The organism is Actinomadura sp. ATCC 39365 (assembly GCF_054392275.1).
The window spans coordinates 8,808,209-8,831,652 of record NZ_CP184335.1; the positions used below are offsets into that span (position 1 = coordinate 8,808,209).

Genomic DNA, 23,444 nt, shown 5'->3' on the forward strand with positions numbered 1-23,444 from the left:
TCACCTCCCGCGGGGTCAGCCGCGTAGTGCCTGTGCGTGCTCCTGGAGTGAACGCACGCCGACGTCGCCGCGGACGATCGCCTGGATCCCGGCCGCCGCGGCGGCCAGCCCCGCGACGGTGGTGATGCACGGGATGCCGCGCAGCACCGCCGCGGTGCGGATCTCGTAGCCGTCCAGGCGCGGCCCGGACTGGCCGGGGCTGCCGAACGGCGTGTTGACGATCAGGTCCACCTCGCCGTCGAGAATCGCCTGCACGCTCGTAGGCTCACCTCCGGGCCCGGTCCCCTCGCTGTGCTTTCGCACGATCTTGGCATGGACACCGTTGCGGCGCAGCACCTCGGCCGTGCCCTCGGTGGCGAGGATCTCGAAGCCGAGGTCGGCCAGTGCCTTCACAGGGAAGATCATCGCACGCTTGTCCCTGTTGGCCACGGACACGAACGCGCGTCCCTTGGTCGGAAGTTCGCCGTAGGCCCCGGCCTGGGACTTGGCGAACGCCACGCCGAAGAACGCGTCGATGCCCATGACCTCGCCCGTGGAGCGCATCTCGGGCCCGAGCACGGTGTCGACGCCCCGGAAGCGGTTGAAGGGCAGCACGGCCTCCTTGACCGCGATGGACGCCTCCAGCGGCAGCGTGCCGCCGTCGCCGGTCGCCGGCAGCATGCCCTCCGCGCGCAGCGAGGCGATCGAGGAGCCGAGCATCACCCGGGCCGCCGCCTTGGCCAGCGGCGTGGCCGTCGCCTTGGACACGAACGGCACGGTACGGCTGGCCCGCGGGTTGGCCTCCAGGACGTACAGGACGCCGGCGGACATGGCGTACTGGACGTTCAGGAGCCCGCGCACGCCCACCCCGGCCGCGATGGCCTCGGTGGCGGCGCGGATGCGCTTGACGTCGTGGCTGCCGAGCGTGAGCGGCGGCAGCGCGCAGGCCGAGTCGCCGGAGTGGATGCCGGCCTCCTCGATGTGCTCCATGACGCCGCCGAGGAACAGCTCCTGGCCGTCGTAGAGCGCGTCGACGTCGATCTCGATGGCCTCGTCGAGGAACTTGTCCACCAGCACCGGGTGGCCGCCCTCCTGGGCCGCCATGTACGTCGTCAGCGTCTCGTCGTCGTAGACGATGGCCATGCCGGCCCCGCCGAGCACGTACGAGGGCCGGACGAGCACCGGGTAGCCGATCTCCCCGGCGATCTCCAGCGCCTCGGGCACCGTCAGCGCGGTGCCGTGCTTGGGCGCGGGCAGCCCGGCCTCGGCCAGCACCCGCCCGAACGCGCCGCGCTCCTCGGCCAGGTGGATGGACTCGGGCGAGGTGCCGACCACGGGCACGCCCGCGTCCTTCAGCGCCTGCGCCAGGCCGAGCGGCGTCTGCCCGCCGAGCTGCACGATCACGCCCACGACGGGGCCGGTCTGCTGCTCGGCGTGCACGACCTCCAGGACGTCCTCCAGGGTGAGCGGCTCGAAGTAGAGCCGGTCGGAGGTGTCGTAGTCGGTCGAGACGGTCTCGGGGTTGCAGTTGACCATGACGGTCTCGAACCCGGCCCGCGACAGCTCGAAGGAGGCGTGCACGCACGCGTAGTCGAACTCGATGCCCTGACCGATGCGGTTGGGCCCGGAGCCGAGGATGATGACCTTCTCCCGCTCGCCGGAGGGGACCTCGGTCTCCTCGTCGTAGGTGGAGTACAGGTACGGCGTCCTGGCGGCGAACTCGGCGGCGCAGGTGTCGACGGTGTTGTAGACCGGCCGCACGCCGAGCGCGTGGCGCAGGGCGCGCACGTCGGCCTCCTCGACGCCGCGGATCTCGGCGATCTGCGCGTCGGAGAAGCCGTGGTGCTTGGCGCGGGTCAGCGCGCCGGCGGTCAGCTCGGGCGCGGCGGCGATCTCCTGGGCCTCCTCGTCCAGCAGGAGGAGCTGGTCGAGGAACCAGGGGTCGACGCTGGTGGCCTCGAACAGCTCGGCCGCGGTCGCGCCCGCGCGCACGGCCTGCTGCATCGTGCGCAGCCGCCCGTCGTGCGGGGTGCGGCAGGCCGCCAGCAGCTCGTCCTTGTCCTGGACGGGCCCCGCCCAGGTGAAGGCGGAGTCCTTCTTCTCCAGCGAGCGCAGCGCCTTCTGCAGCGCCTCGGTGAAGGAGCGGCCGATGGCCATGGCCTCGCCGACGGACTTCATGTGCGTGGTCAGCGTGCGGTCGGCCCCGCGGAACTTCTCGAAGGCGAAGCGCGGCACCTTGACCACGATGTAGTCGAGCGTCGGCTCGAAGGAGGCCGGGGTCTCCTTGGTGATGTCGTTGGGGATCTCGTCGAGGGTGTAGCCGATGGCCAGCTTGGCGGCGATCTTGGCGATCGGGAAGCCGGTGGCCTTGGAGGCCAGGGCGCTGGAGCGGGAGACGCGCGGGTTCATCTCGATGACGATCATGCGCCCGGTGCGCGGGTCGACGGCGAACTGGATGTTGCAGCCGCCGGTGTCGACGCCGACCTCGCGGATGACCGCGATGGCCACGTCGCGCATGTTCTGGTACTCGCGGTCGGTCAGGGTCAGCGCGGGCGCGACGGTGACGCTGTCGCCGGTGTGCACGCCCATCGGGTCGATGTTCTCGATGGAGCACACGATGACGACGTTGTCCGCCTTGTCGCGCATGACCTCCAGCTCGTACTCCTTCCAGCCGAGGATCGACTCCTCCAGGAGCACCTCGGTGGTCGGCGAGGCGTCGAGGCCGGCGCCGGCGATGCGGCGCAGGTCGTCCTCGCCGTAGGCGAAGCCGGAGCCGACGCCGCCCATGGTGAAGCTGGGCCGTACGACCAGCGGGTAGCCCAGCTCGCCGGCGGCGGCCAGGCAGTCCTGCATCGTGTGGCAGATGACTGATTTGGCCGACTCGGCGTTGAGCCCGTGCTCGCGGGCGACCTTGGCGACGATCTCCTTGAACTTCTCGCGGTTCTCGCCCGCCTGGATCGCGTCGAAGTCGGCGCCGATCAGCTCGACCTCGTACTTCTCCAGCACGCCCGACTCGTGCAGGGCGACCGCGGTGTTCAGCGCGGTCTGGCCGCCCAGGGTGGGCAGCAGCGCGTCGGGGCGCTCCTTGGCGATGATCTTCTCGACGTACTCGGGGGTGATCGGCTCGACGTACGTGGCGTCGGCGAACTCCGGGTCCGTCATGATCGTGGCCGGGTTGCTGTTGACCAGGATGACCCGGAAGCCCTCGGCCCGCAGCACGCGGCAGGCCTGGGTGCCCGAGTAGTCGAACTCGCACGCCTGGCCGATCACGATCGGGCCGGAGCCGATCACCAGGACCGACCGGATGTCCTCACGCTTGGGCACGGCTCATGACCTCACAGAACTCGTCGAAGAGATAAGCGGCGTCGTGCGGCCCCGCGGCGGCCTCGGGGTGGTACTGGACGCTGAAGGCGCGCCCGTCGAGCAGGCGCAGGCCCTCCACGCAGCGGTCGTTGAGGTTGACGTGGCTGACCTCGGCCGGGCCGTAGGGGGTCTCGAACGGCTCGCCGATCGGCGCCTCGACGGCGAACCCGTGGTTGTGGGCCGAGATCTCGACCTTGCCCGTGCGCACGTCCTGGACCGGCTGGTTGACGCCGCGGTGGCCGTAGCGCAGCTTGTACGTGGACAGCCCGAGCGCCCGGCCGAACAGCTGGTTGCCGAAGCAGATGCCGAAGAACGGCACCCTGGCCGCAAGGACGCTCCGCAGCGCCGACACGTCGGCGGTGGCGGGGTCGCCGGGGCCGTTGGAGAAGAACACGCCGTCGGGCTCGACGGCCATGATCTGCTCGTACGTGGCCGTGGCGGGCAGCACGTGCACCTCGCAGCCGCGCTCGGCCATGCGCTGCGGGGTCATGCCCTTGATGCCGAGGTCGACGGCGGCGACCGTGAAGCGCCGCTCGCCGGCGGCGGGCACGACGTAGGGCTCGGCCGTGGCCACCTCGGCGGCCAGGTCGGCGCCCTCCATGGCGGGCGCGCGCCGCACCCGCTCGACGAGCTCCTCGACCGTCGCGGAGGGGGCCGAGAAGATGCCGGCCCGCATCGCGCCGCGCTCGCGCAGGTGGCGGGTCAGGGCGCGGGTGCCGGTGATGGCGATGCCGACGACGCCCTGCTGCTTGAGGTAGTCGTCGAGCGAGCGGTCGGCCCGCCAGTTGGAGACGATCCTGGACGGCTCGCGCACGACGTACCCGGCGACCCAGACGCGGCCCGACTCGGGGTCTTCGTCGTTGACGCCGGTGTTGCCGATGTGCGGGGCCGTCATGGCGACGATCTGCCGGTGGTAGGAGGGGTCGGTGAGGGTCTCCTGGTAGCCGGTCATGCCGGTGTTGAAGACCATCTCGCCGAACGTCTCGCCTTCGGCGCCGTAAGAGGTTCCGTGGAAGACGCGGCCGTCTTCCAGGACGAGCACCGCGGAGTTCAAACCAGCTTCCCTTCGAGAACGGTCGGCGTGCCGCGCAGGAACGTGGCGACCACCCGGCCGGGCAACGTCATCCCCTCGTACGGGGTGTTCCTGCTCTTGGAGGCGTAGGCGGAGGGGTCCACCTCGGTGCGGGCCGACGGGTCGTACAGCGTGATGTTGGCCGGCGCGCCCGGCTCCAGCGCCCGCCCGTGGCCGGCCAGGCGGCCGATGCGGGCGGGGGTGATCGACATGCGCTCGGCGACCCCGGCCCAGTCGAGCAGCCCGGTCTCGACCATGGCCTCCTGGACGACGCTCAGCGCGGTCTCCAGGCCGATCATGCCCATGGCCGCGGCCGGCCACTCGGTCTCCTTGTCCTCGACCGGGTGCGGGGCGTGGTCGGTGGCGACGACGTCGATCGTGCCGTCGGCCAGCGCGGCGCGCAGCGCCTGGACGTCGGCGTGCGTGCGCAGCGGCGGGTTGACCTTGTAGATCGGGTTGTAGGCGCCGACCGGGGACTCCTCGACGAGGTCGTCGGTGAGGAGCAGGTGGTGAGGGGTGACCTCGGCGGTGATGTTCCAGCCCTTGGACTTGGCCCAGCGGATGATCTCGACCGAGCCGGCGGTGGAGACGTGGCAGACGTGCAGGCGGGAGCCGACGTGCGCGGCCAGCAGGCAGTCGCGGGCGATGACCGCCTCCTCGGCCACGGCCGGCCAGCCGGTCAGGCCGAGCCTGCCGGAGACGACGCCCTCGTTCATCTGGGCGCCCTCGGTGAGCCTGGGCTCCTGGGCGTGCTGGGCGACGACGCCGTCGAACGCCTTGACGTACTCCAGGGCGCGGCGCATCAGCACGGCGTCGCTGACGCACTTGCCGTCGTCGGAGAAGACCCGGACCCGGGCGGCCGAGTCGGCCATCGCGCCGAGCTCGGCGAGCTGCCTGCCCTCCAGGCCGACGGTCACCGCGCCGACCGGTTGCACGTCGCAGTGGCCGAACTCACGGCCGAGCCGCCACACCTGCTCGACCACGCCGGCGGTGTCGGCGACGGGCGAGGTGTTGGCCATGGCGTGCACGGCGGTGTAGCCGCCGCGGGCCGCGGACCGGGTGCCGGTCTGGACGGTCTCGGCGTCCTCGCGGCCGGGCTCGCGCAGGTGGGTGTGCAGGTCGACCAGGCCGGGCAGCGCGATCGCGCCGCCGCCGTCGACGGTCTCGCCGCCGGGGCCGGCCTCGAGGCCGGTGCCGATCTCGGCGATGCGCCCGTCGGCGATCCGGAGGTCCACCGGCTCCCCGCCGAGGATCCGCACGTTCTTGATGATCACTGGATCTCTCCCCCGAGCAGCAGGTACAGGACGGCCATGCGGATGGTCACGCCGTTGGCGACCTGCTCCACGATGGTGGAGCGCGGTGAGTCGGCCACCTCGGCGGCGATCTCCATGCCCCGGTTCATCGGCCCGGGGTGCATGACGATGGCCTCGTCCGGCATCTTGGCGAAGCGGTCGCGGTCGAGGCCGTAGCGCCGGGAGTACTCGCGCTCGCTGGGGAAGTAGGCGGCGTTCATCCGCTCCTTCTGCACCCGCAGCATCATGACCGCGTCGGACTTGGGCAGCACGGCGTCGAAGTCGTAGGACACCTCGCACGGCCAGGTGCCGACCGAGACGGGCAGCAGCGTGGGCGGCGCGACCAGGGTGACCTCGGCGCCGAGCGTGTTGAGCAGCAGCACGTTGGAGCGGGCGACCCGGCTGTGCAGCACGTCGCCGACGATGGTGACCCGGCGGCCGTCGAGCCCGCCGAGGCGGCGGCGCATCGAGAAGGCGTCGAGCAGTGCCTGCGTGGGGTGCTCGTGGGTGCCGTCGCCGGCGTTGACGACGCTGCCGCGCACCCAGCCGGCCAGCCGGTGCGGCGCGCCGGAGGAGCCGTGGCGGATGACGACGGCGTCGGCGCCCATGGCCTCCAGGGTGAGCGCGGTGTCCTTGAGCGACTCGCCCTTGGAGACGCTCGACCCCTTGGCCGAGAAGTTGATGACGTCGGCCGAGAGCCGCTTGGCCGCCGCCTCGAAGGAGATCCTGGTCCGGGTGGAGTCCTCGAAGAACAGATTGACCACCGTGCGGCCGCGCAGCGTGGGCAGCTTCTTGATGGATCGTTCCGAGACCCTGGCCAGCTCCTCGGCGGTGTCGAGGATGAGCAGCGCGTCGTCCTTGGTGAGGTCGCCCGCCGAGATGAGGTGCCGGTTCACCTGTCGTCCTCCTTCATGAGCAGGACGGCGTCGCGGCCGTCGATCTCGGAGAGGTAGACCTTGACCTTCTCGCTCTTGGCGGTGGGCAGGTTCTTGCCCACGTAGTCGGCGCGGATGGGCAGCTCGCGATGGCCGCGGTCGACCAGCGTGGCGAGCTGCACGGCGGTCGGGCGGCCGAGGTCGTTGAGCGCGTCGAGCGCGGCGCGGACGGTGCGGCCGGAGTAGAGCACGTCGTCGACGAGGACGACCACCTTGCCGTCGATGCCGTCGGGCGGCAGTTCGGTGCGCCCGAGCGGGCGGACGGGGCCGCGGCGCAGGTCGTCGCGGTACATGGTGATGTCGATCGAGCCGACGGGGATCTTGAGCCCTTCGAACTGCTCGACGCGGTCACCGAGCCGGCGGGCGAGCGTGGCGCCGCGGGTGGGGATGCCGAGGAGGACGACGTCACCGGCGCCCTTGGTGCGTTCGAGGATCTCGTGCGCGATACGGGTCAGCGCCCGGTGGATGTCCGGGCCTTCGAGCACGGCCCTGGAATCGGACATGGAGGGATCTCACCACCTTTCCCGCCTCACGGGACGGGTCTTAAAAGGGTGTTGGTCGGGACACACAGTACCAGGGGCTACCTGGTACAACGTGAGCGCCCCGCCCTGCCGTCCGGGTGTGGCGGGCGTCCTGGCCGGTCGTTCGTCCCGGCCGGCCCGGCGAATTTGGCAATTGCCGACATATCGGTATAAAACCTGCTCTAAGTCTTCTCGGGGGAGGTTTCACATGGCGCAGTCGGCACGCGAGCGGTCGGTGCTCAAGGCCATCGCCCGTCAGGTCAGGGACGAGGACCCCGAGCTGTACGCGGCCATGTCCCGGCACGGCGCCCCCGCATCGCTGGCCTGGCCGCTGGCGCTGATGGCGTTGTGCCTGGCGGTGTTCGCCGTCGTGCTGCTGGTGACGGGTTCACCCGACCCCCTGCCGCACGCCGTGATCAGGTAAAACCCCCGCCACTCCCCGTGTCGGCGTCCTCCGCGTAGGGCACGTCCCCGAGGGCCGTACGCGCTCGGCGGCGGCTCTTCCTGGGGACTCGCGCGGGGGGCACGCATGGGGGAACCACGTCCGCCCTCGGAAGGCGTGACCACGGCGGCGCGCGGGACGCGCCCGGGGCCCGCCGGCGGTCTCGGCCTCGGCGCGGCCGTCGCGCTGGTCATGGGGAACGTCGTGGGCACCGGCATCTTCCTGCTGCCCGCCTCGCTGGCCGCGTTCGGCACGGTGAGCCTGCTCTCCATGGTCCTGGTCACCGCGGGCGCCCTCGCGATGGCGATCGTCTTCGGCCGCCTGGGCGGGCGCATCCCCGCGGCGGGCGGCCCCTACGCCTACGCCCGCGAGGCGTTCGGGGAGTTCGCCGGGTTCTGGATCGCCTGGTCGTTCTGGCTGACCGCGTGGATCGGCAACGCGGCCATCGCCGTGGCGTGGGTGGGCTACGTCCAGTACCTGGCCCACGGGCTGTTCGGGCTCGACTGGGGCAGCACGCTCAGCGCCGCCCTCATCGGCCTGACCGGGCTGTGGATCCCGGCCGTGGTGAACCTGGCCGGCGTGCGCAACGCGGCCGCCTTCCAGGTGGTCACCACGGTGCTGAAGTTCACGCCGCTGCTGTTCGTGGCGATCGTGGGGCTGTTCTTCGTGCACAAGGCCAACTACCCGGCGTTCAACGCCAGCGGCGGCAGCTGGGTCTCGGCCATCTCCCTGGCGGGGGCGGTCACGCTGTTCATCTACTCGGGCGTGGAGAGCGCCGCCATCGCGGCCGACCGGGTCAGGGACCCGGCCCGCACCATCGGCCGGGCCAGCGTCATCGGCGTGCTGGCCTGCGCCGTCATGTACATCCTCAGCACGGTCGCCGTCATGGGCACCGTGCCGCAGGAGGAGCTCGTCGGGTCCGCCGCGCCCTTCGCCGCGGCGCTGGACCACATGTTCGGCGGCACCGGCGGCGGGCTGCTCATGGCGGTCTGCGCCGTCGTCTCCGGCATCGGCGCGCTGAACGGGTGGACCCTGCTGGTCGCCGAGATGCCGCTGGCCGCCGCCAAGGACGGCATGTTCCCGCCCGCCTTCTCCGTGGTCTCGCGCCGCGGCGCGCCCCTGACGGGCATCCTGGCCGGGACCGTCCTCACCTCGCTCATGCTGCTGGTGGGCTACGCCTCCGCCAACGCCTTCGACACGATCGTGCTGCTGGCCTCCTTCACCACGGTCATCCCCTACTTCTTCTCGGCGGCCGCGCAACTGTTCTGGCTGGTCACCCGGGAGCGGCGGATCAACCGCGGGCGGCTGGCCCGCGACCTGGCCGTCGCGGTGCTCGCGCTGCTGTTCTCGTTCTGGATGGCGTACGGCTCGGGGCCCCCGCCGTGCTCGGCGGGACGCTGATGATGTTGGTCGGCGTGCCCGTCTACATCTGGCTGAAGGCCAGGCACGGCGAGTACGGCCCGCGTGATGTCCGGCGCGCTGAGGGGATATCTGAAAAATGACCTTTCATGTCGATTCAGAGGTCGGCCGACTGCGCCAGGTCCTGCTGCACAAGCCGGAGCTGGCCCTCAAGCGGCTGACGCCCAGCAACAAGGACGCCTTCCTGTTCGACGACGTGCTGTGGGTGCAGCGCGCGGTGGAGGAGCACGAGGAGTTCGAGCGGGTGCTGCGCGGGCGCGGCATCGTCGTCCACATGCTGGCCGACCTCCTGCGCGACGTGGTCGCCATCCCCGAGGCCCGCAAGCACATCCTGGACGCGGTCATCGACGAACGCTGGCTCGGCCCGACCGCCATCGACGACATCCGCAACACCCTCGACGGCATGGACGCCGGCACCCTCCAGATGCACCTGACCGGCGGCATCACCAAGCGCGAGCTGGTCGCGATGGGGTGCGACCCCAAGTCGGTGGCCTTCCACACCACCGCCGACGACGACTTCGTCCTGCCGCCGCTGCCCAACCACCTGTTCACCCGCGACACCTCCTGCTGGATCTACGACGGCGTGTCGATCAACGCGATGCGCAAGAAGGCCCGCATGCGCGAGACGGTCAACCTGGAGGCCGTCTACCGGTTCCACCCGATGTTCGCCGCCGGCTTCGACCGGCCCTACGAGGGCGGCTTCCACTGCTGGCTGCCCGGCCACGCGATGGCGCCGGCCACCCTGGAGGGCGGCGACGTGCTGGTCATCGGGCGCGGCGCGGTGCTGGTCGGGATGAGCGAGCGCACCCAGCCGCAGGCGGTCGAGATGCTGGCCCAGCGGCTGTTCAGCGCCGGGTCCGCGACCCGGATCGTGGCGCTGGACATGCCGAAGGCGCGCGCGTTCATGCATCTCGACACGGTCATGACCATGCTCGACGTCGGGGTGTTCACCAAGTACGCCGGGCTCGGGATGTTGCCGACGTACACCATCGAGCCGGGCGAGACCTCCAAGGAGCTCAAGGTCACCGACCACCCGCCCGAGGACATGCACAAGGCCATCGCCCGCGCCCTGGACATGGACGACATCACCGTCCTGACCCCCCACCAGGACGTGTACGCCGCCGAACGTGAGCAGTGGGACGACGGCTGCAACGGCCTGGCCGTCGAGCCCGGCGTCGTCATCGCCTACGAGCGCAACACCACCACGAACAATCACCTGCGCGACAACGGCATCGAGGTCATCACCATCCGGGGCAGCGAGCTCGGCAGAGGGCGCGGCGGCCCGCGGTGCATGAGCTGCCCGCTGGAGCGCGACGGCATCTAGCGGACGTCCGGCCGGCACCGGAACGGCTTCAGGGAAGGGGTGACATGGCGTTCAACCTGCGCAACCGCAGTTTCCTCAAGGAACTGGACTTCACGCCGGAGGAGTTCGGCTTCCTGCTGCACCTGTCGGCGGAGCTGAAGGCCGCCAAGTACGCCGGGATCGAACGGCAGCGGCTCAGGGGCAAGAACATCGCGCTCATCTTCGAGAAGACCTCCACCCGCACCCGCTGCGCCTTCGAGGTGGCCGCCCACGACCAGGGGGCGCACGTCACCTACCTCGACCCGGCCGGCTCGCACATCGGGCACAAGGAGTCGGTCAGGGACACCGCGCGGGTGCTGGGCCGGATGTTCGACGGCATCGAGTACCGGGGCAGCAAGCAGTCCTACGTCGAGGACCTGGCGGCGCTGTCCGGCGTGCCGGTGTGGAACGGCCTGACCGACGAGTGGCACCCCACGCAGATGCTGGCCGACATGCTCACCGTCCAGGAGCACAGCGACAAGCCGCTGCGCGAGGTGTCCCTCGCCTACCTGGGGGACGCGCGCAACAACACCGGCCATTCGCTGCTGGTCACCGGCGCGCTGCTCGGCCTGGACATCCGGCTGGTCACCCCGGCGGCGCTGCGGCCCGACCGGGACCTCGCGGTGCGGCCCGCCGAGGAGCTGGCCAGGTCCACCGGCGCCCGGATCACCATCACCGAGGACGTGGCCGAGGGCGTCAGGGGCGCCGACTTCCTCTACACCGACGTGTGGGTCTCGATGGGCGAGCCGAAGGAGGTCTGGGACGAGCGGATCGAGCTGCTGCTGCCGTACCAGGTGAACGACGACGTCGTCCGGGCCACCGGCAATCCGGACGTGAGGTTCATGCACTGCCTGCCCGCCTTCCACAACCGGGAGACCGGCGTCGGCGCCGACATCTACGCCAGGACCGGCCTGGAGGCCCTGGAGGTGACCGACGAGGTCTTCGAGTCGCCGCGCTCCATCGTCTTCGACGAGGCCGAGAACCGGCTGCACACCATCAAAGCGGTCATGGTCGCAACCCTGGGGGACTGAATGCGGGTCATCGTCGCACTCGGCGGCAACGCGGTGCTCAAGCGCGGCCAGAAGCCGGACGCCGACGTGCAGAGGGAGAACATCGCCACCGCCGTCAGGACGCTGGCCCAGCTGGCCGGCGAGCACGAGCTGGTCATCACCCACGGGAACGGCCCCCAGGTCGGCATGCTGGCCCTGGAGAGCGCCGCGGACCCGAACCTGAGCCGGCCCTACCCCTTCGACACGCTCGGCGCGCAGACGCAGGGCATGCTCGGCTACTGGATGCAGCAGGCGCTGCAGAACGCCCTGCCCGGCCGGCAGGTGCTCGCCATGGTCACCCAGACCCTGGTCAGCGCCGTCGACCCGGCCTTCGACGACCCCACCAAGTTCGTCGGCCAGATCTACGAGGAGGACGAGGCCCGCAAGCTGGCCGCCGAGTACGGCTGGACGGTCAAGCCCGACGGCGACCACTGGCGCCGCGTCGTCCCCCTCCCCCACGCCGCAGCGCATCGTGGAGACCCGGCTGATCCGCAAGATGATCCGCGAGGGCGTCGTGGTGGTCTGCGCGGGCGGCGGCGGCATCCCGGTCGTGCGGGACGCGCGCGGCCGCCTGGCGGGCGTCGAGGCCGTCATCGACAAGGACCTGACCGCCTCGATGCTGGCCGAGGCGCTGGAGTGCGACGCCTTCCTCATCCTGACCGACGTCCCCCGGGTGTACCGCGACTTCGGCACCCCGGGCCAGAGCGAGATCGCCTGCACCACCCCGCACGAGCTGCGCGGCCTGCGCTTCCCGGCCGGGTCGATGGGACCGAAGGTCGAGGCGGTGTGCCGGTTCGTCGAGACGACCGGCGACATGGCCGCCATCGGCAGGCTCGACGAGGCCCAGGACATACTCGCCGGTTCCGCGGGCACGATTGTCACGCCCAACGGGATGTGGCCGTTGACGAGCACCCTCTAGGAGACCGACGTGACACTGGCCGCACGGCTGCTGCGCACCAAGCCGACCGAGCGCATCGTGGCCGAGGGCGGGCAGGGCGAGGGCGGCGAGCTGCGGCGCACGATGACGTTGTGGCAGCTCACGCTGTTCAGCGTGGGCGCCACGCTGGGCACCGGCATCTTCGTCATCCTCGGCCAGGCGGTGCCCAAGGCGGGGCCGGCGGTGGTGCTGGCGTTCGTGCTGGCGGCGGTCACGGCGCTGTTCTCGGCCCTGTCGTACGCCGAGCTGGCCGGGACGATCCCGGTGTCCGGGTCGTCCTACTCCTACGCGTACGCGACGCTGGGCGAGCTGGTGGCCTGGGTGTGCGGCTGGTGCCTCATGCTGGAGTACGCCGTGTCGGTCGCGGCCGTGGCCGTGGGCTGGGGCGAGTACCTCAACGCGTTCCTGCGCAGCCTGTTCGGCTGGACGCTGCCCGAGGCGATCACCCGCTCCCCCGGCCAGGACGGCGGCGTGGTCAACGTCACCGCGATCGTCATCGTGCTCCTGGCCACCTGGCTGCTGCTCTACGGGGCCTCGGAGTCGGCCACGGCCAACGCGGTGTTCGTGCTGATCAAGATCGCGGTGCTGGTGTTCTTCTGCGTGGTGGCGTTCACGGCGTTCCAGTCCGGGAACTTCACCCCGTTCGCGCCCCTCGGGGTGGCCGGGATCACCGCGGCCGCCTCGCAGGTGTTCTTCTCCTACATCGGCTTCGACGCCGCCTCCACCGCCGGTGAGGAGGCCAGGAACCCCAAGCGCGACCTGCCCCTGGCCATCCTGCTGTCCCTGCTCATCGTCACCGCCGTGTACGTCCTGGTCGCCGTGGCCGCCATCGGGGCCAAGCCGTGGACCGAGTTCGACCCGGAGAGCACCGAGGCGAGCCTGTCGCAGATCGTCGACCAGGCCACCGGCGCCACCTGGCCGGGCGTGATCGTCTCCTTCGGCGCGGTGATCGCCATCGCCAGCGTCGTGCTCACGGTCATCTACGGCCAGACCCGCATCCTGTTCGCGATGTCCCGCGACGGGCTCATCCCCCGGATCTTCCAGCGGGTGAACCCGCGCCACCAGGTGCCGGTCGCCAACACGCTGATCGTGGCCCTGTTCATCTCGGTCCTGGCCGGGCTGGTGCCGCTCGGCCAGCTCGCCGAGGCCACCAGCATCGGCACGCTGTTCGCCTTCCTCATCGTCAACGTCGGCGTGCTGGTCCTGCGCTACCGCAGCCCGGAGCTGCCGCGCAGCTTCCGTACGCCGCTCTTCCCCCTCACCCCGGTGCTCGGCGCGATCTTCTGCGTCATCGTGATGGCCGGGCTGGCCGGCGTCACGTGGGCCGCCTTCGGCCTGTGGATGCTGGTCGGCCTGATCTGCTATTTCCTGTACGGCTACGGGCATTCACGGCTGAATGCCGAGGTGCGGTGACATGAAGTTCGACAAGGTGCTGGCCGGGTACATCGCCGAGCCGCGCGGCGGGGACGGGCTCGCGCTGGCCGTCGTCCTGACCCGGCAGACCGGGGCCGTCCTGACGGTCGCGACCGTCCAGCCGCCCGTGACGACCACGCCGGGCCCCGCCCGCGCCGACGAGGGCGCCTGGCGCTCCTACCTGCGCGAGCAGGCCGAGACCGCGCTCGCGCAGGCCCGCGAGCTGGCCGGCGACCAGGCCGAGTACGTGCGCCACACCAACAAGGCCAGCGGGCGCGGCCTGGTGGAGGTGGCCCGCAGGCGCGGCGCCGACGTCGTGGTCATCGGCTCCGCGCCCGGCGGCACGCGCTCCCGCATCACCGTCGGCAGCACCGCCGACCAGCTCCTGCACTCCTCGCCGGTGCCCGTGCTGCTCGCCCCGCGCGGCTACGTCGACGACCCGCCGGCCGCGTTCGAGCGCATCACCGTCGCCTACCGCCGCGGGCCCGGCGCCGACGCCGCCGTCAGGGGCGCGGCCAAGGCCGCGGTCACCCTGGACATCCCGCTGCGGCTGGTCACGCTGGTGGTCAGGACCGGCCGCCGCGTCCAGGTCGAGGAGGACATGCTCGTACGGCTGCGCGACCAGGCCGCCGCGGACCTGCGCGCGGCGGCGCGGGGGCAGCGGCGCCGGCTCCAGGTCGAGGTGGAGCTCCTGGAGGGCCGGAACGTGGCACAGGCGCTCGGCACGACCACGTGGCTGCCGGGAGAGCTGCTCGTGTGCGCCTCCAGCGACGCCGGGCCGCTGCGCCGGGTCTTCCTGGGCGACACGTCCATCAAGATCGTCCAGGCCGCGACCTGCCCCGTCATGATTCTGACCCGCGAGACCTGACGCTCGATTTCACTCGTCAAACTATGACGAAGTAGTGTTGCCACCGGTACAAGAGGGGCGTTTGTTGCGTTCCCTCCCGGACCGGATTCGGCATCTTTTTTCCAATCAGCTTGACCTTAGGCTCCCACCCCTTTACCGTCACTGTGCGTAACCACACCGCGCGGCGTTCTGGGGTAAACCCAGGGCCACGGCTACCGATGGTGCCGAGCCTGGCACCGTACCCCCCGGTGGCTGGGGCATATGCCGCAAGGGAGCACAATCTACTAAGAGCGATACATACGAGAGCCGGGGGGCCACACGATGCCGTCTGAGTACGCAAAGTCGCTGGGTGCACGACTCCGCGCCATCCGCACCCAGCAGGGGCTGTCCCTGCATGGAGTCGAAGAGAAGTCGCGCGGCAGGTGGAAAGCCGTGGTCGTGGGCTCTTACGAGCGTGGCGACCGAGCTGTCACGGTGCAGAAACTTGCCGAGCTTGCCGACTTCTACGGGGTGCCCGTCTCCGAGCTGCTGCCCGGAGGCGCCGCGCCGAGCCCGCTCGGGCCCACTCCCAAGCTTGTGATCGACCTGGAGCGCCTGGCGACACTGCCGAAGGAGAAGGCCGGAGCGCTCGCCCGTTACGCCGCCACCATTCAGAGCCAGCGTGGCGACTACAACGGCAAGGTCCTGTCGATCCGCCAGGAGGACCTGCGTTCGTTGGCTGTGATCTATGACAAGTCGCCCAGCGAGTTGACCGAGGAGCTCATCAGCTGGGGTGTGCTCGACGCCGAGGCCCGCCGGGCCGTCGAGTCGTTCTAGAACCACCGCTTCACCCCCGAAGGGCCCGCCAATTCCCCTGGCGGGCCCTCCGTCGTACTCGTCCGAAAATGAACTTTCAATTATTCGGCGAACACGACCATTACCCCCCTTCGCCACCAAAGAGCCGGAACCACAATCCGCTTATGGGGAGCCGGCGAAGGCAGCTCGGAACGTGCCCCCTCGGAACCGCACTACGTGAACCGAACGCCACCGAGGCAACCCGTCGGGAAACCGAACACCGCCGGGCCTGAGCAGACGGCCCGCCCTGAGACTGCCTGCCTGTAGCACTGCCTGGGCGCGTGGCTACCGGGCAGCGCGGGAGCCGAGCTCCGCCCTCACAGGCGATGCGGACCGTCCCCTGCCCCTTTTGGGCACGCGTGTCAGCGACAGCCGCCTCGCTACGTCATCGGCGTTGCTAGACCCCGCCACCCGCGCTCTTCCGCGCGGCGGCGTCGCCTGGAGAGCCGGGCGGCGGGGTCAGCCCGCCAGCGGCACGTCCACCGGAAGCTGGGGCTGGGCGGGGACGCCGAGCAGGTCTTCCACCGTCGAGACGAACGTCTCGGCCTCGGCCAGGATCTCGGCGGCGTCGGCCGCGCTGATGCCGCGGACCACGCCCGCCTCCGCGGCCGCGCGCTTGGCGGCGCTCACGGAGAAGTAGGCGGCCCACTCGGCGAGGTGGGGCTCGGCCTCGGGCAGCAGCTCCCACGCGCTGCGCAGGCGACGCCTGCGGCCCTCCATGGGACGGGGACGGGCGGCCAGGATCGCCGCAGCCGCACGAAGAGCCGCCAGGTGAGCGGCCACATATCGGGATGCCGGGGTGCGAGCGGCGGTCGCCTCCGCCAGGCAGGAACGTGAATCGGTTAAATGTGCCCGAACCGCAGGCGACAGCCGGGGCCCGGGCGTTTCTCTAGGCCGTGGTGCCATCTTGCGCGCCTCCTTGGAGTCGTGGGCGGCGGCCGGCGTCTCCGCCGGTGAGGCCAACACTCTCAGACGCCACCGACATTTCCGCCGAGCCGGCCGGACGAGGAGCTTCCCCTCTCCCCGTCCGGCCAGGACACGCCCACTCGTCTCCGCCGACGACGAGGACGCGCCCTTCGCCCGTGGAGCCTGGCCGTGGGAATCGCTTGGGGAAGCGAACGGCCCGCGGCCGGGCCCTTGGGTGACGTTGAGCCGCGAGCCTCACCGCCACTAGGTCGAACATAATTTCGATCACGCTCGGTGTCAACCTGTTCCACGAACACAGGTTCGATGACCATGGAGCGAAATGATCGATCCGTCCCGCGACGTCCCTCCGTTCGGGCATGAGATCGCCACCCGCGGGGGGCCCGGAGCGCACGAAGCCGCCGCCACCGGGGGCGGTGGCGGCGGCGGGACGGTCAGATCGGACGAGACGGCGGCTCAGGAGACGGAGAGCGCCCCCGACGGGCACAGGGACACCGCGCGCCGCACGGCCTCCTCCTGCCCCTCCTCGGGCACCTCGTGCAGCAGCACCACCGTGCCCTCGTCCTCACTCTGGTCGAACACCTCCGGCACCGTCAGGGCGCACATGCCCGCCCCGATGCACACCGTCGTATCCGCTGTGATCTTCATCGTGACCTACCAAGTGACAGGGAGGCGGTGCACTCCATAGACGCTCATGTCCGAACGCATCGGCACCTCCTCAGGCGTTACGGCCAAGCGTAGGCCAGGCAGGCGCCGCAGCAGCGCCGGGTACGCGATGCGCATCTCGGCCCGGGCGAGCTGCTGCCCGAGGCACTGGTGGATGCCGTGGCCGAACGTGAGGTGCCCGCCGACCGGCCGGTGGACGTCGAGGCGGTCGGCGTCCTGGAAGCGGGAGGGGTCGCGGTTCACGGTGGGCAGGTGGAAGGCGACCGACTCCCCCGCCCTGACCAGGTGGCCCTCGATCTCGACGTCCTCCAGGGCGCTGCGCACCGGGCCGAGGTGGATGATCGTGAGGTAGCGCAGCAGTTCCTCCACGCCGTTGTCCACCACCGAGGGGTCGTCGCGCATGGCGGCGAGCTGGTCGGGGTTGGTGAGCAGCGCGTACGTCCCCAGTCCCAGCATGTTGGCGGTCGTCTCGTGCCCGGCCAGCAGGAGCAGGAACGCGACCCCGGTCAGCTCCTCGTGGCTCAGCTCCTCGACGAGCCCGCTGAGCAGGTCGTCGGCCGGCTCGGCCCGCTTGCGCCCGATCAGCTCCGCCAGGTACGCCCCGATCCTGGTGAACGCGGCCAGGGCGTCGTCGGCCTTGGTCTCCAGGTTGACCAGGATCTTGGTCTCCTCCTGGAACACCGCGCGGTCCTCGTACGGCACCCCGAGCAGCTCGCAGATGACCAGCGACGGGATCGGCAGCGCGAAGGACTGCACCAGGTCGGCGGGCGGCCCGGCGGCCTGCATGGCGTCGAGGCAGGAGTGGGTGATCTCCTCGATCCTGGGTTCGAGCGCCTTCATCCGCCGGACGGTGAACTGCCCCATGAGCAGCTTGCGGTAACGCGTGTGCTCGGGCGCGTCCATGCGCAGGAAGAACCCGGGCGGCAGTTCCCGCTGGAGCTGCACCCGGGCGGGCACGACGGGGTGCAGCCGCTCCGGACGGTTGCTGAAGCGGGGGTCGGCCAGGATCGCGCGGGCGGCCGAGTAGCCGGTGACCAGCCAGCCGAGGTGGCCGTCGGCGAAGGTCATGCGGTGCATGGCGCCCTGATGTCGCAGGGCCGTGGCTTCCTCGGGCGGATCGAACGGCCGCAGGCGGGTGATGGGAAAGGTCAGGTCGGACATGCTGGCTCCTTTCCGAGCTCACCATCCAGAAAACCTCAACCGATGTAAAACTTCAATGCATGAAATTCGTATATCGGTGTAGAGTTCCGTCATGGTAGGACTGCGGGAGCGCAAGAAGCAGCGCACGCGCCGGGCGCTGATCGAGGCCGCGCTCCGGCTGTTCGGGGAGAAGGGCTACGAGGAGACCACGCTGGCCGAGATCGCCGCCGCCGCCGAGGTCTCCACGCGCACCTTCTTCAGCTATTTCGCCAGCAAGGAGGACGTGCTCTTCTACGACTCCGAGCACCAGATCGAGCGCGCGCTGGCGTTCCTGTCCGCGCCCGCCCCCGGCCAGACGCCTGCCGACCTGCTGCGCGCCTTCATCGAGGACACGCTGTCGACGCCGCACGAGGGCCAGGACACCTGGTCGGAGCAGTCGGCGCGGCGCCTGGAGCTCATCATGCGCGAGCCGCCCCTCCAGGCGCGGGCGCTGCACCTGCTGTTCGACAGCCAGCTCCGGCTGGCGGAGGCGCTGTCGGCGGCCTACCCCGGACGGCTCGGCCGGGTCGAGGCGGCGGCGGCCGTGGGGTCGCTGATCGGCGCGGTGAAGCTGGCCGTGATGACCACGCTCATCGACGGCCTCCCGGTGGAGCAGGCCCGCGACGCCGCCCGCCGTGCCGCCGACGTCGCCTTCCACGGCCTCCCCCGCTGACCCGTCCCCGCTGAGCCGCCCCGGCCGGCGCGCCCGCGGGTGGCGGGTGACGGCGCGCGTCTGACAGGCTGTCGGCGCGGGTGGCGGACAGCTGACGGGCCGGCCGTACGAGGGCGGCCGCGCGAGGGGGATCGGTGCGAGAACGGACGGGCACTCTCATCCTGCTGCTGTCCGGGCCGGTACTGGCGGCCGCGTACGCGGCCGTCAACTACGCGGCCCTGCGCACGGCGTCCGGGGCGCGCGGCGACGCCCCGGCCGGTCGCATCACCTCCGACGGCCTGTCGTCGCTGGGCTCGGACCTCTGGTGGATCGTCAGGGGCGTCGCGCTGGTGGCGGGCGTCGCGGCCGTGGGCATCGCCGTGGTGGGCCTGCTGCTGCGCCGCGCGGCCCGGGGTCGCGGCGCGCTGCTGGTGTCGTCGGGCGTGCTCATCCTGCCGTACGCGCTCGGGCTCGCGGTCGCCGTCTACAACCCCGTGCCGCGGCTGGCCGGTTTCTACGATCATCCGGCCTTCGCCGACGCGCTCCCGCCATGGCAGTCGTTCTCGGCGCTGCTCCTGCTGGCGGCGGCCCTGGCCCAGGCCGTGGGCCTGGTCCGGGCGCACACCCTGGCCCGGACGGCGTCACCGCCCCCGGGATGACCCGCCGGAGCAGCGGTCGCTGACCCAGGTGGTCCAGCCCTGCCGGGTGCCGCCCGCGCCGGTCGCGGCCCATCCCGCGGGCGGCGGCCCCGAGTCGGGCGGGACGACGGCGGTGCAGGCGCCGGCCGGCGGCGTACGGTCGTAGTGCTCAAGCTCGGTCCAGGAGACGCGGTAGGCCAGCGGGGCCCGGACGTTCCACGGCACCCGCCGATCCACGGCCACGCGTCCCGGGGCCGTGAGGACCGGCAGCCAGTCGGGCCCGGCGGCGGGCGCGGACTTCGGCGCCAGGCCGGCGGCGAAGACCAGGTTGACGGCCGCCAGCACGGTCAGGACCGCCGGCCATCCCCGGCGGGCGGTCAGCAGCGCCGCTCCCGCCAGGCACGCCAGCAGGGCGAGCGCCGCGAGGGAGGCGGCGACCAGGTCGAAGGAGTCCCGCACCCGGCTGAGGAAGATCACCTCGGGGAAGTCGAAGGCGATGAACGCGTACCGCTGGAGCCGGTCCCCCGCGTACCGGACCACCACGCCGCCGGTCGCCGCGAGCAGCACGGCCGCCGCGAGCACGTGCCGCACGACGGCCCCGCGGCCGGCCCTGGCCAGCACGAGCAGCCCGGCCAGGGTCCACGCGAGCGCCACGCAGGCCAGGTAGCGGCCGTAGGCGTAGTTGCCGACCCGGTGCTCGTCGGGAAGCGCGGCCGAGGAGGCGTAGGCGATGCCCAGGGTCGTGGCCAGCAGGACGGCCGCGAGCACACGCCGCGGTCCCGGTGCCGACCGCCTGGCCACGACGGCGACGGCGCCCGCGAGCCCGACCCCGGCCAGCCCCCAGGTCGCGGCGATGAGGTACCAGAGCTGCCCGGCCGCCCCCGCCAGCGCCCACGCCTGCCCGTCGAGCCCGCTCACCCGCTCGGCCAGGAGGCCGGACAGGTCACGCGCCCCGCCCGGGTACAGCGCCGCGGACAGGACCCGGTTGAGCGCCGTCGCAGCCCCGGCCACCACCACAGCGGCCACCAGCCCGGCCGCGGCGCCCCGGCCGCGCGCGCCGGACACCCCCGCCATGCCCCGGCGGCGCGTGATGAGCATCCCCGCCATCGCCAGCACGGTCACCGCCAGGACGACGGTGCCGCGCAGGTGCACCGCCACGGCGAACCCCGCCAGCCCGCCCGCCAGCACCCCCGCCCTGACCGACCCCCTGGCCACGAGGTCGTGCAACGCGACCAGCCAGGCCAGGACGAGGGTGGGCAGGACCGCGTCGGCCAGCGCCAGCCCCGAGAACAGCAGCAGCGACGGCGACAACCCGCCCGCGAACGCCGCCGCCATCGCCGCCCGCGGCCCCGTCCCCAGCCGCCGCAGCAGCAGGTACGCCAGCGGGAACGCCCCCGCCGCCACCATCGCCCCCACCACGACGACCAGCCGGTAGGCCACCACCGGATCCGACGTGAACCAGAACACCGGCGCCAGCAGCAGCGGGTAACCGCCCTGGTAGAAGGTGAAGCCGGTCAGATCCGCCCCGGGCCCGCCGGCCAGCCACCGGGCGGCGATCAGGTATCCGGTCTCGTCCGGATTGGCCACGGGCCCGGCGTGCTGCCGGAACAACCACATCCGCAGCGCGACCTGTGCCACCCACCCGATCGCCAGGAACCACCACGAACGCGACCGGCCCCCGCGCCGCATGTACGGAGTGGGAGCCGGAACACGAGTGGCGAACGACGTCGTCGTCATGGAATCCCCCCTGAAGTCGGGGGAAGTCCAGCAAGAGGCGGATAACCCGGCCGTCACCGGATCCGGTTATGCGGACGTTACGCGCGCCTGAACGCGCCTCTCACATGCACCGGCACACCCTTGCCGAGCAGGCCGGGCAGCACCTCGGCGACGTTCATCGGCATGCGCACGCAGCCGTGCGAGGCCGGGGAGAGCGGCACCGACAGCGCGCCGTGGAAGGCGATGCCGCCGTTGAAGAAGATCGGGTTGTAGAGCTGCCCCAGGTACGACTTGTGCCAGCCGCTCGCCCGCCACGTCGTGCGGAAGTCGCCGGTCGGCGTGCGGGCCGAGCCGCAGAAGCGCTGCTCCTTGCCCTGCCAGGTGGTCGTCTCGCAGTACGGGACGCCGCTGCCGGAGGAGATGTGGGTGATGAGCCGCACCTGGCCGCCGACGTACAGGACCATGATCTGCTTGGTGAGGTTGACCTCGGCGCGGGTCGGCTTGCCGTTGCCCACCAGCACCTTCGGGGTCTTCGGCTGCTCCAGCGCCTCCCACGTCCTGCGGGCGATCGTGCTGGTCGGCGTGATGCCGTTGACCTTCTGGAAGGCCCAGACGGCGGCGAGGGTGGTGCCGCCGTAGCGGCCGTCGGCCTTGCCGGGCAGGTAGCCCAGAGCCGCCAGGCGCCGCTGCAGCCAGGTGACGGACGTGCCCTTCGCGCCCAGCTTCAGCGTCTTGCGCGGCGCCGTGACGGTTGCTGCCGCCGGGCCCGCCTTGGCCCCCGCCGCGCCGGGTGTGCCGGGCGTGCTCGCCGCGCCGGCGATGCCGGTCGTCGCGGCGAGTGTGTCCGTCCGCGCGCCGCAGCCCGTGAGTACGACGGCCCCAGCCGTCAGCAGAGCAGCCACTCCGGGCAGCCGTCGAGCCCCCACCGGTACCACCTCTTTTATCACGAACTATCCGGATCGATGGACCCTACACCACCCACCATGAACAGGTAATAAGGCGGTCAACCTGTTTAGAGTGTCCTCATGTCCGAGAAGTTGCCGGCGAACGCCGTCGTCGTGGAGGCCGCCCTGCGCGCGGCGGGCGCCACCGGAGAGATCGTCGTCCTGCCCGAGAAGGCGCCGACCGCGGCGACCGCGGCGGCCCAGCTCGGCTGCGAGGTGGGGGCGATCGCCAACAGCCTGATCTTCGACGCCGACGGCGCGCCGCTGCTGGTCCTGACCAGCGGCGCCCACCGGGTGAACGTCGAACTCGTCGCCCGTACGGCCGGCGTCGCCGAGGTGCGCCGGGCCACGCCGGAGTTCGTCAGGGCCGCGACCGGTCAGCCGATCGGCGGGGTGGCCCCGGTCGGCCATCCGGCCCCGGTCCGCACCCTGGTGGACAACTGGCTGAGCAAGCACGAGGTGGTGTGGGCGGCCGGCGGCCACCCGCTGACGGTCTTCCCGACGACGTTCGAGGAGTTGCTGGCGATCACCGGAGGCACTCCGGTCGACGTCGAGTGACGTCGAGTAATGTGCGACGGGTGATCGAGTTTCGCGGGGCGGGCCCGGCCGAGTTCACCGAACGCCTGGACACGGTGATCGACGTCTACACGGCGGCGATGAACCCGCCCCCGAGCAGATCTCCGGCCGCAAGACCATCATGCGAAACCACGGCACATATCCCCATTTTCAGTGCTATTTCGCGGAGTTGCGGGACCCGACCGGCGTGGCGCGCCCCCAGATCGTCGGTTTCGCGTACGGCTTCCGCGGCGCGACCGGCCAGTGGTGGCACGACGTGGTGATCAGGGCGCTGGCCGACGAGGCGGGCGAGGAGGCCGCGCGCGCCTGGATGGGCCACGCGTTCGAGCTGGCCGAGATCCATGTGCACCCCGACCACCAGGGCAAGGGCATCGGCCGGGCCATGATCCGGACTCTGTGCGCCGGCCGCGCCGAGCGTTCGGCCGTGTTGTCCACGCACGACCGCCCCACGGCCGCCCGCCACCTCTACGCCGACATGGGCTTCACCGACCTGCTGACCCGCTTCGTCTTCCCCGGCGGCTACGAGGAGTACGCGATCGTGGGCCGCCCGCTCCCCCTCGACTGAGGGCGCCGCACATCACCGCAGGTAAAGCCCGTACTTGCAGGGTTTGCCGGGTCATGCCCGAGGGCATCTTCATGACAGAAAGTGACGGACACGTTACCGACTGGATACCACCCCCTGCCCGTCACCCGCCCGGTCCCCC

The 23,444-nt window shown here is 71.4% G+C and carries 22 protein-coding genes and 1 pseudogene; 13 read left to right on the forward strand and 10 right to left on the reverse strand.

Annotated elements, in window-relative coordinates; all coding sequences use genetic code 11:
• Window positions 1-15: 15 nt before the first annotated feature.
• The 5 genes from carB to pyrR are packed head-to-tail and all read right to left on the reverse strand — an operon-like array spanning window position 16 to window position 7,144.
• The gene (gene carB, locus ACNF49_RS42520) at window positions 16-3,303 is read right to left on the reverse strand and encodes a carbamoyl-phosphate synthase large subunit (protein ID WP_482941279.1); all 3,288 of its coding nucleotides are present in this window, start codon (window positions 3,301-3,303) and stop codon (window positions 16-18) included.
• Window positions 3,290-4,396 (reverse strand): glutamine-hydrolyzing carbamoyl-phosphate synthase small subunit, encoded by a 1,107-nt coding sequence (carA, locus tag ACNF49_RS42525; RefSeq protein WP_357967942.1) that lies wholly within the window; start codon window positions 4,394-4,396, stop codon window positions 3,290-3,292. The genes carB and carA overlap by 14 nt, the downstream gene beginning before the upstream one ends.
• Entirely contained in the window at window positions 4,393-5,688 is a 1,296-nt protein-coding gene (locus ACNF49_RS42530) for a dihydroorotase (protein WP_357967939.1), read from the reverse strand. The genes carA and ACNF49_RS42530 overlap by 4 nt, the downstream gene beginning before the upstream one ends.
• Window positions 5,685-6,602, reverse strand: coding sequence for an aspartate carbamoyltransferase catalytic subunit (locus ACNF49_RS42535; RefSeq protein ID WP_352353188.1), 918 nt, complete (start codon window positions 6,600-6,602; stop codon window positions 5,685-5,687). The genes ACNF49_RS42530 and ACNF49_RS42535 overlap by 4 nt, the downstream gene beginning before the upstream one ends.
• On the reverse strand, window positions 6,599-7,144 hold the full coding sequence (gene pyrR / locus ACNF49_RS42540) for a bifunctional pyr operon transcriptional regulator/uracil phosphoribosyltransferase PyrR (RefSeq protein WP_352322601.1): 546 nt from the start codon (window positions 7,142-7,144) through the stop codon (window positions 6,599-6,601). The genes ACNF49_RS42535 and pyrR overlap by 4 nt, the downstream gene beginning before the upstream one ends.
• A 226-nt stretch (window positions 7,145-7,370) precedes the next feature.
• Here pyrR and ACNF49_RS42545 point away from each other — a divergent pair, with 226 nt between their 5' ends.
• From ACNF49_RS42545 to bldD, 9 genes and pseudogenes are all read left to right on the forward strand, one after another.
• Window positions 7,371-7,586 carry a DUF3040 domain-containing protein gene (locus ACNF49_RS42545; protein ID WP_357967935.1) on the forward strand — a complete coding sequence of 72 codons (216 nt, stop codon included), beginning with the start codon at window positions 7,371-7,373 and terminating at the stop codon, window positions 7,584-7,586.
• A gap of 105 nt (window positions 7,587-7,691) precedes the next feature.
• Window positions 7,692-9,005 carry an amino acid permease gene (locus tag ACNF49_RS42550; RefSeq protein ID WP_482941280.1) on the forward strand — a complete coding sequence of 438 codons (1,314 nt, stop codon included), beginning with the start codon at window positions 7,692-7,694 and terminating at the stop codon, window positions 9,003-9,005.
• Window positions 9,006-9,102: 97 nt separating this feature from the next.
• On the forward strand, window positions 9,103-10,347 hold the full coding sequence (locus ACNF49_RS42555; RefSeq protein WP_357967930.1) for an arginine deiminase: 1,245 nt from the start codon (window positions 9,103-9,105) through the stop codon (window positions 10,345-10,347).
• 44 nt (window positions 10,348-10,391) lie between these two features.
• A complete protein-coding gene (gene argF / locus ACNF49_RS42560; RefSeq protein ID WP_482941281.1) occupies window positions 10,392-11,396 on the forward strand; it encodes an ornithine carbamoyltransferase in 1,005 nt (334 codons plus the stop codon).
• Window positions 11,397-11,648, forward strand: a pseudogene (locus ACNF49_RS42565) (amino acid kinase family protein); the annotation flags it as partial.
• Window positions 11,649-11,886: 238 nt separating this feature from the next.
• Complete coding sequence (locus ACNF49_RS42570) at window positions 11,887-12,333, forward strand: amino acid kinase family protein (protein ID WP_482941282.1); 447 nt, start codon at window positions 11,887-11,889, stop codon at window positions 12,331-12,333.
• Between the two features lie 9 nt (window positions 12,334-12,342).
• Entirely contained in the window at window positions 12,343-13,764 is a 1,422-nt protein-coding gene (locus ACNF49_RS42575) for an amino acid permease (RefSeq protein WP_357967922.1), read from the forward strand.
• Between the two features lies 1 nt (window position 13,765).
• Window positions 13,766-14,632 (forward strand): universal stress protein, encoded by an 867-nt coding sequence (locus tag ACNF49_RS42580; RefSeq protein ID WP_357967920.1) that lies wholly within the window; start codon window positions 13,766-13,768, stop codon window positions 14,630-14,632.
• Window positions 14,633-14,932: 300 nt separating this feature from the next.
• Window positions 14,933-15,427 carry a transcriptional regulator BldD gene (bldD, locus tag ACNF49_RS42585; protein WP_026214021.1) on the forward strand — a complete coding sequence of 165 codons (495 nt, stop codon included), beginning with the start codon at window positions 14,933-14,935 and terminating at the stop codon, window positions 15,425-15,427.
• A 477-nt stretch (window positions 15,428-15,904) separates the two neighbouring features.
• Here bldD and ACNF49_RS42590 read toward each other — a convergent pair whose 3' ends face one another.
• From ACNF49_RS42590 to ACNF49_RS42600, 3 genes are all read right to left on the reverse strand, one after another.
• A complete protein-coding gene (locus ACNF49_RS42590) occupies window positions 15,905-16,351 on the reverse strand; it encodes an SAV_6107 family HEPN domain-containing protein (RefSeq protein WP_357968486.1) in 447 nt (148 codons plus the stop codon).
• Window positions 16,352-16,825: 474 nt separating this feature from the next.
• Window positions 16,826-17,017: a ferredoxin gene (locus tag ACNF49_RS42595; protein ID WP_352353196.1), complete on the reverse strand. Its 192-nt coding sequence runs from the start codon at window positions 17,015-17,017 to the stop codon at window positions 16,826-16,828.
• Between the two features lie 6 nt (window positions 17,018-17,023).
• Window positions 17,024-18,196 (reverse strand): cytochrome P450, encoded by a 1,173-nt coding sequence (locus ACNF49_RS42600; protein WP_482941284.1) that lies wholly within the window; start codon window positions 18,194-18,196, stop codon window positions 17,024-17,026.
• 91 nt (window positions 18,197-18,287) lie between these two features.
• Here ACNF49_RS42600 and ACNF49_RS42605 point away from each other — a divergent pair, with 91 nt between their 5' ends.
• Both ACNF49_RS42605 and ACNF49_RS42610 read left to right on the forward strand, forming a co-directional pair.
• Complete coding sequence (locus ACNF49_RS42605) at window positions 18,288-18,887, forward strand: TetR/AcrR family transcriptional regulator (RefSeq protein ID WP_357967916.1); 600 nt, start codon at window positions 18,288-18,290, stop codon at window positions 18,885-18,887.
• A gap of 134 nt (window positions 18,888-19,021) precedes the next feature.
• Entirely contained in the window at window positions 19,022-19,525 is a 504-nt protein-coding gene (locus tag ACNF49_RS42610; protein ID WP_357967913.1) for a hypothetical protein, read from the forward strand.
• Here ACNF49_RS42610 and ACNF49_RS42615 read toward each other — a convergent pair.
• Both ACNF49_RS42615 and ACNF49_RS42620 read right to left on the reverse strand, forming a co-directional pair.
• Window positions 19,508-21,241, reverse strand: coding sequence for a hypothetical protein (locus ACNF49_RS42615; RefSeq protein WP_482941285.1), 1,734 nt, complete (start codon window positions 21,239-21,241; stop codon window positions 19,508-19,510). The two genes, ACNF49_RS42610 and ACNF49_RS42615, sit on opposite strands and share 18 nt — an antisense overlap.
• 77 nt (window positions 21,242-21,318) lie before the next feature.
• Complete coding sequence (locus ACNF49_RS42620; RefSeq protein WP_482941286.1) at window positions 21,319-22,146, reverse strand: L,D-transpeptidase family protein; 828 nt, start codon at window positions 22,144-22,146, stop codon at window positions 21,319-21,321.
• Window positions 22,147-22,245: 99 nt separating this feature from the next.
• Between ACNF49_RS42620 and ACNF49_RS42625 the strand changes: the two genes are divergently transcribed.
• Both ACNF49_RS42625 and ACNF49_RS42630 read left to right on the forward strand, forming a co-directional pair.
• A complete protein-coding gene (locus tag ACNF49_RS42625) occupies window positions 22,246-22,722 on the forward strand; it encodes a YbaK/EbsC family protein (RefSeq protein WP_482941287.1) in 477 nt (158 codons plus the stop codon).
• 187 nt (window positions 22,723-22,909) lie between these two features.
• Entirely contained in the window at window positions 22,910-23,305 is a 396-nt protein-coding gene (locus tag ACNF49_RS42630; protein ID WP_482941288.1) for a GNAT family N-acetyltransferase, read from the forward strand.
• Window positions 23,306-23,444: the final 139 nt, after the last annotated feature.

Coding starts and splice junctions, on each gene's coding strand:
- bldD (WP_026214021.1), top strand. CDS start 14,933: ATGCCGTCTGAGTACGCAAAGTCGCTGGGTGCACGACTCCGCGCCATC.
- ACNF49_RS42590 (WP_357968486.1), bottom strand. CDS start 16,351: ATGGCACCACGGCCTAGAGAAACGCCCGGGCCCCGGCTGTCGCCTGCG.
- ACNF49_RS42550 (WP_482941280.1), top strand. CDS start 7,692: ATGGGGGAACCACGTCCGCCCTCGGAAGGCGTGACCACGGCGGCGCGC.
- ACNF49_RS42600 (WP_482941284.1), bottom strand. CDS start 18,196: ATGTCCGACCTGACCTTTCCCATCACCCGCCTGCGGCCGTTCGATCCG.
- ACNF49_RS42615 (WP_482941285.1), bottom strand. CDS start 21,241: ATGACGACGACGTCGTTCGCCACTCGTGTTCCGGCTCCCACTCCGTAC.
- ACNF49_RS42605 (WP_357967916.1), top strand. CDS start 18,288: ATGGTAGGACTGCGGGAGCGCAAGAAGCAGCGCACGCGCCGGGCGCTG.
- ACNF49_RS42555 (WP_357967930.1), top strand. CDS start 9,103: ATGACCTTTCATGTCGATTCAGAGGTCGGCCGACTGCGCCAGGTCCTG.
- ACNF49_RS42545 (WP_357967935.1), top strand. CDS start 7,371: ATGGCGCAGTCGGCACGCGAGCGGTCGGTGCTCAAGGCCATCGCCCGT.
- ACNF49_RS42625 (WP_482941287.1), top strand. CDS start 22,246: ATGTCCGAGAAGTTGCCGGCGAACGCCGTCGTCGTGGAGGCCGCCCTG.
- argF (WP_482941281.1), top strand. CDS start 10,392: ATGGCGTTCAACCTGCGCAACCGCAGTTTCCTCAAGGAACTGGACTTC.
- ACNF49_RS42595 (WP_352353196.1), bottom strand. CDS start 17,017: ATGAAGATCACAGCGGATACGACGGTGTGCATCGGGGCGGGCATGTGC.
- ACNF49_RS42580 (WP_357967920.1), top strand. CDS start 13,766: ATGAAGTTCGACAAGGTGCTGGCCGGGTACATCGCCGAGCCGCGCGGC.
- pyrR (WP_352322601.1), bottom strand. CDS start 7,144: ATGTCCGATTCCAGGGCCGTGCTCGAAGGCCCGGACATCCACCGGGCG.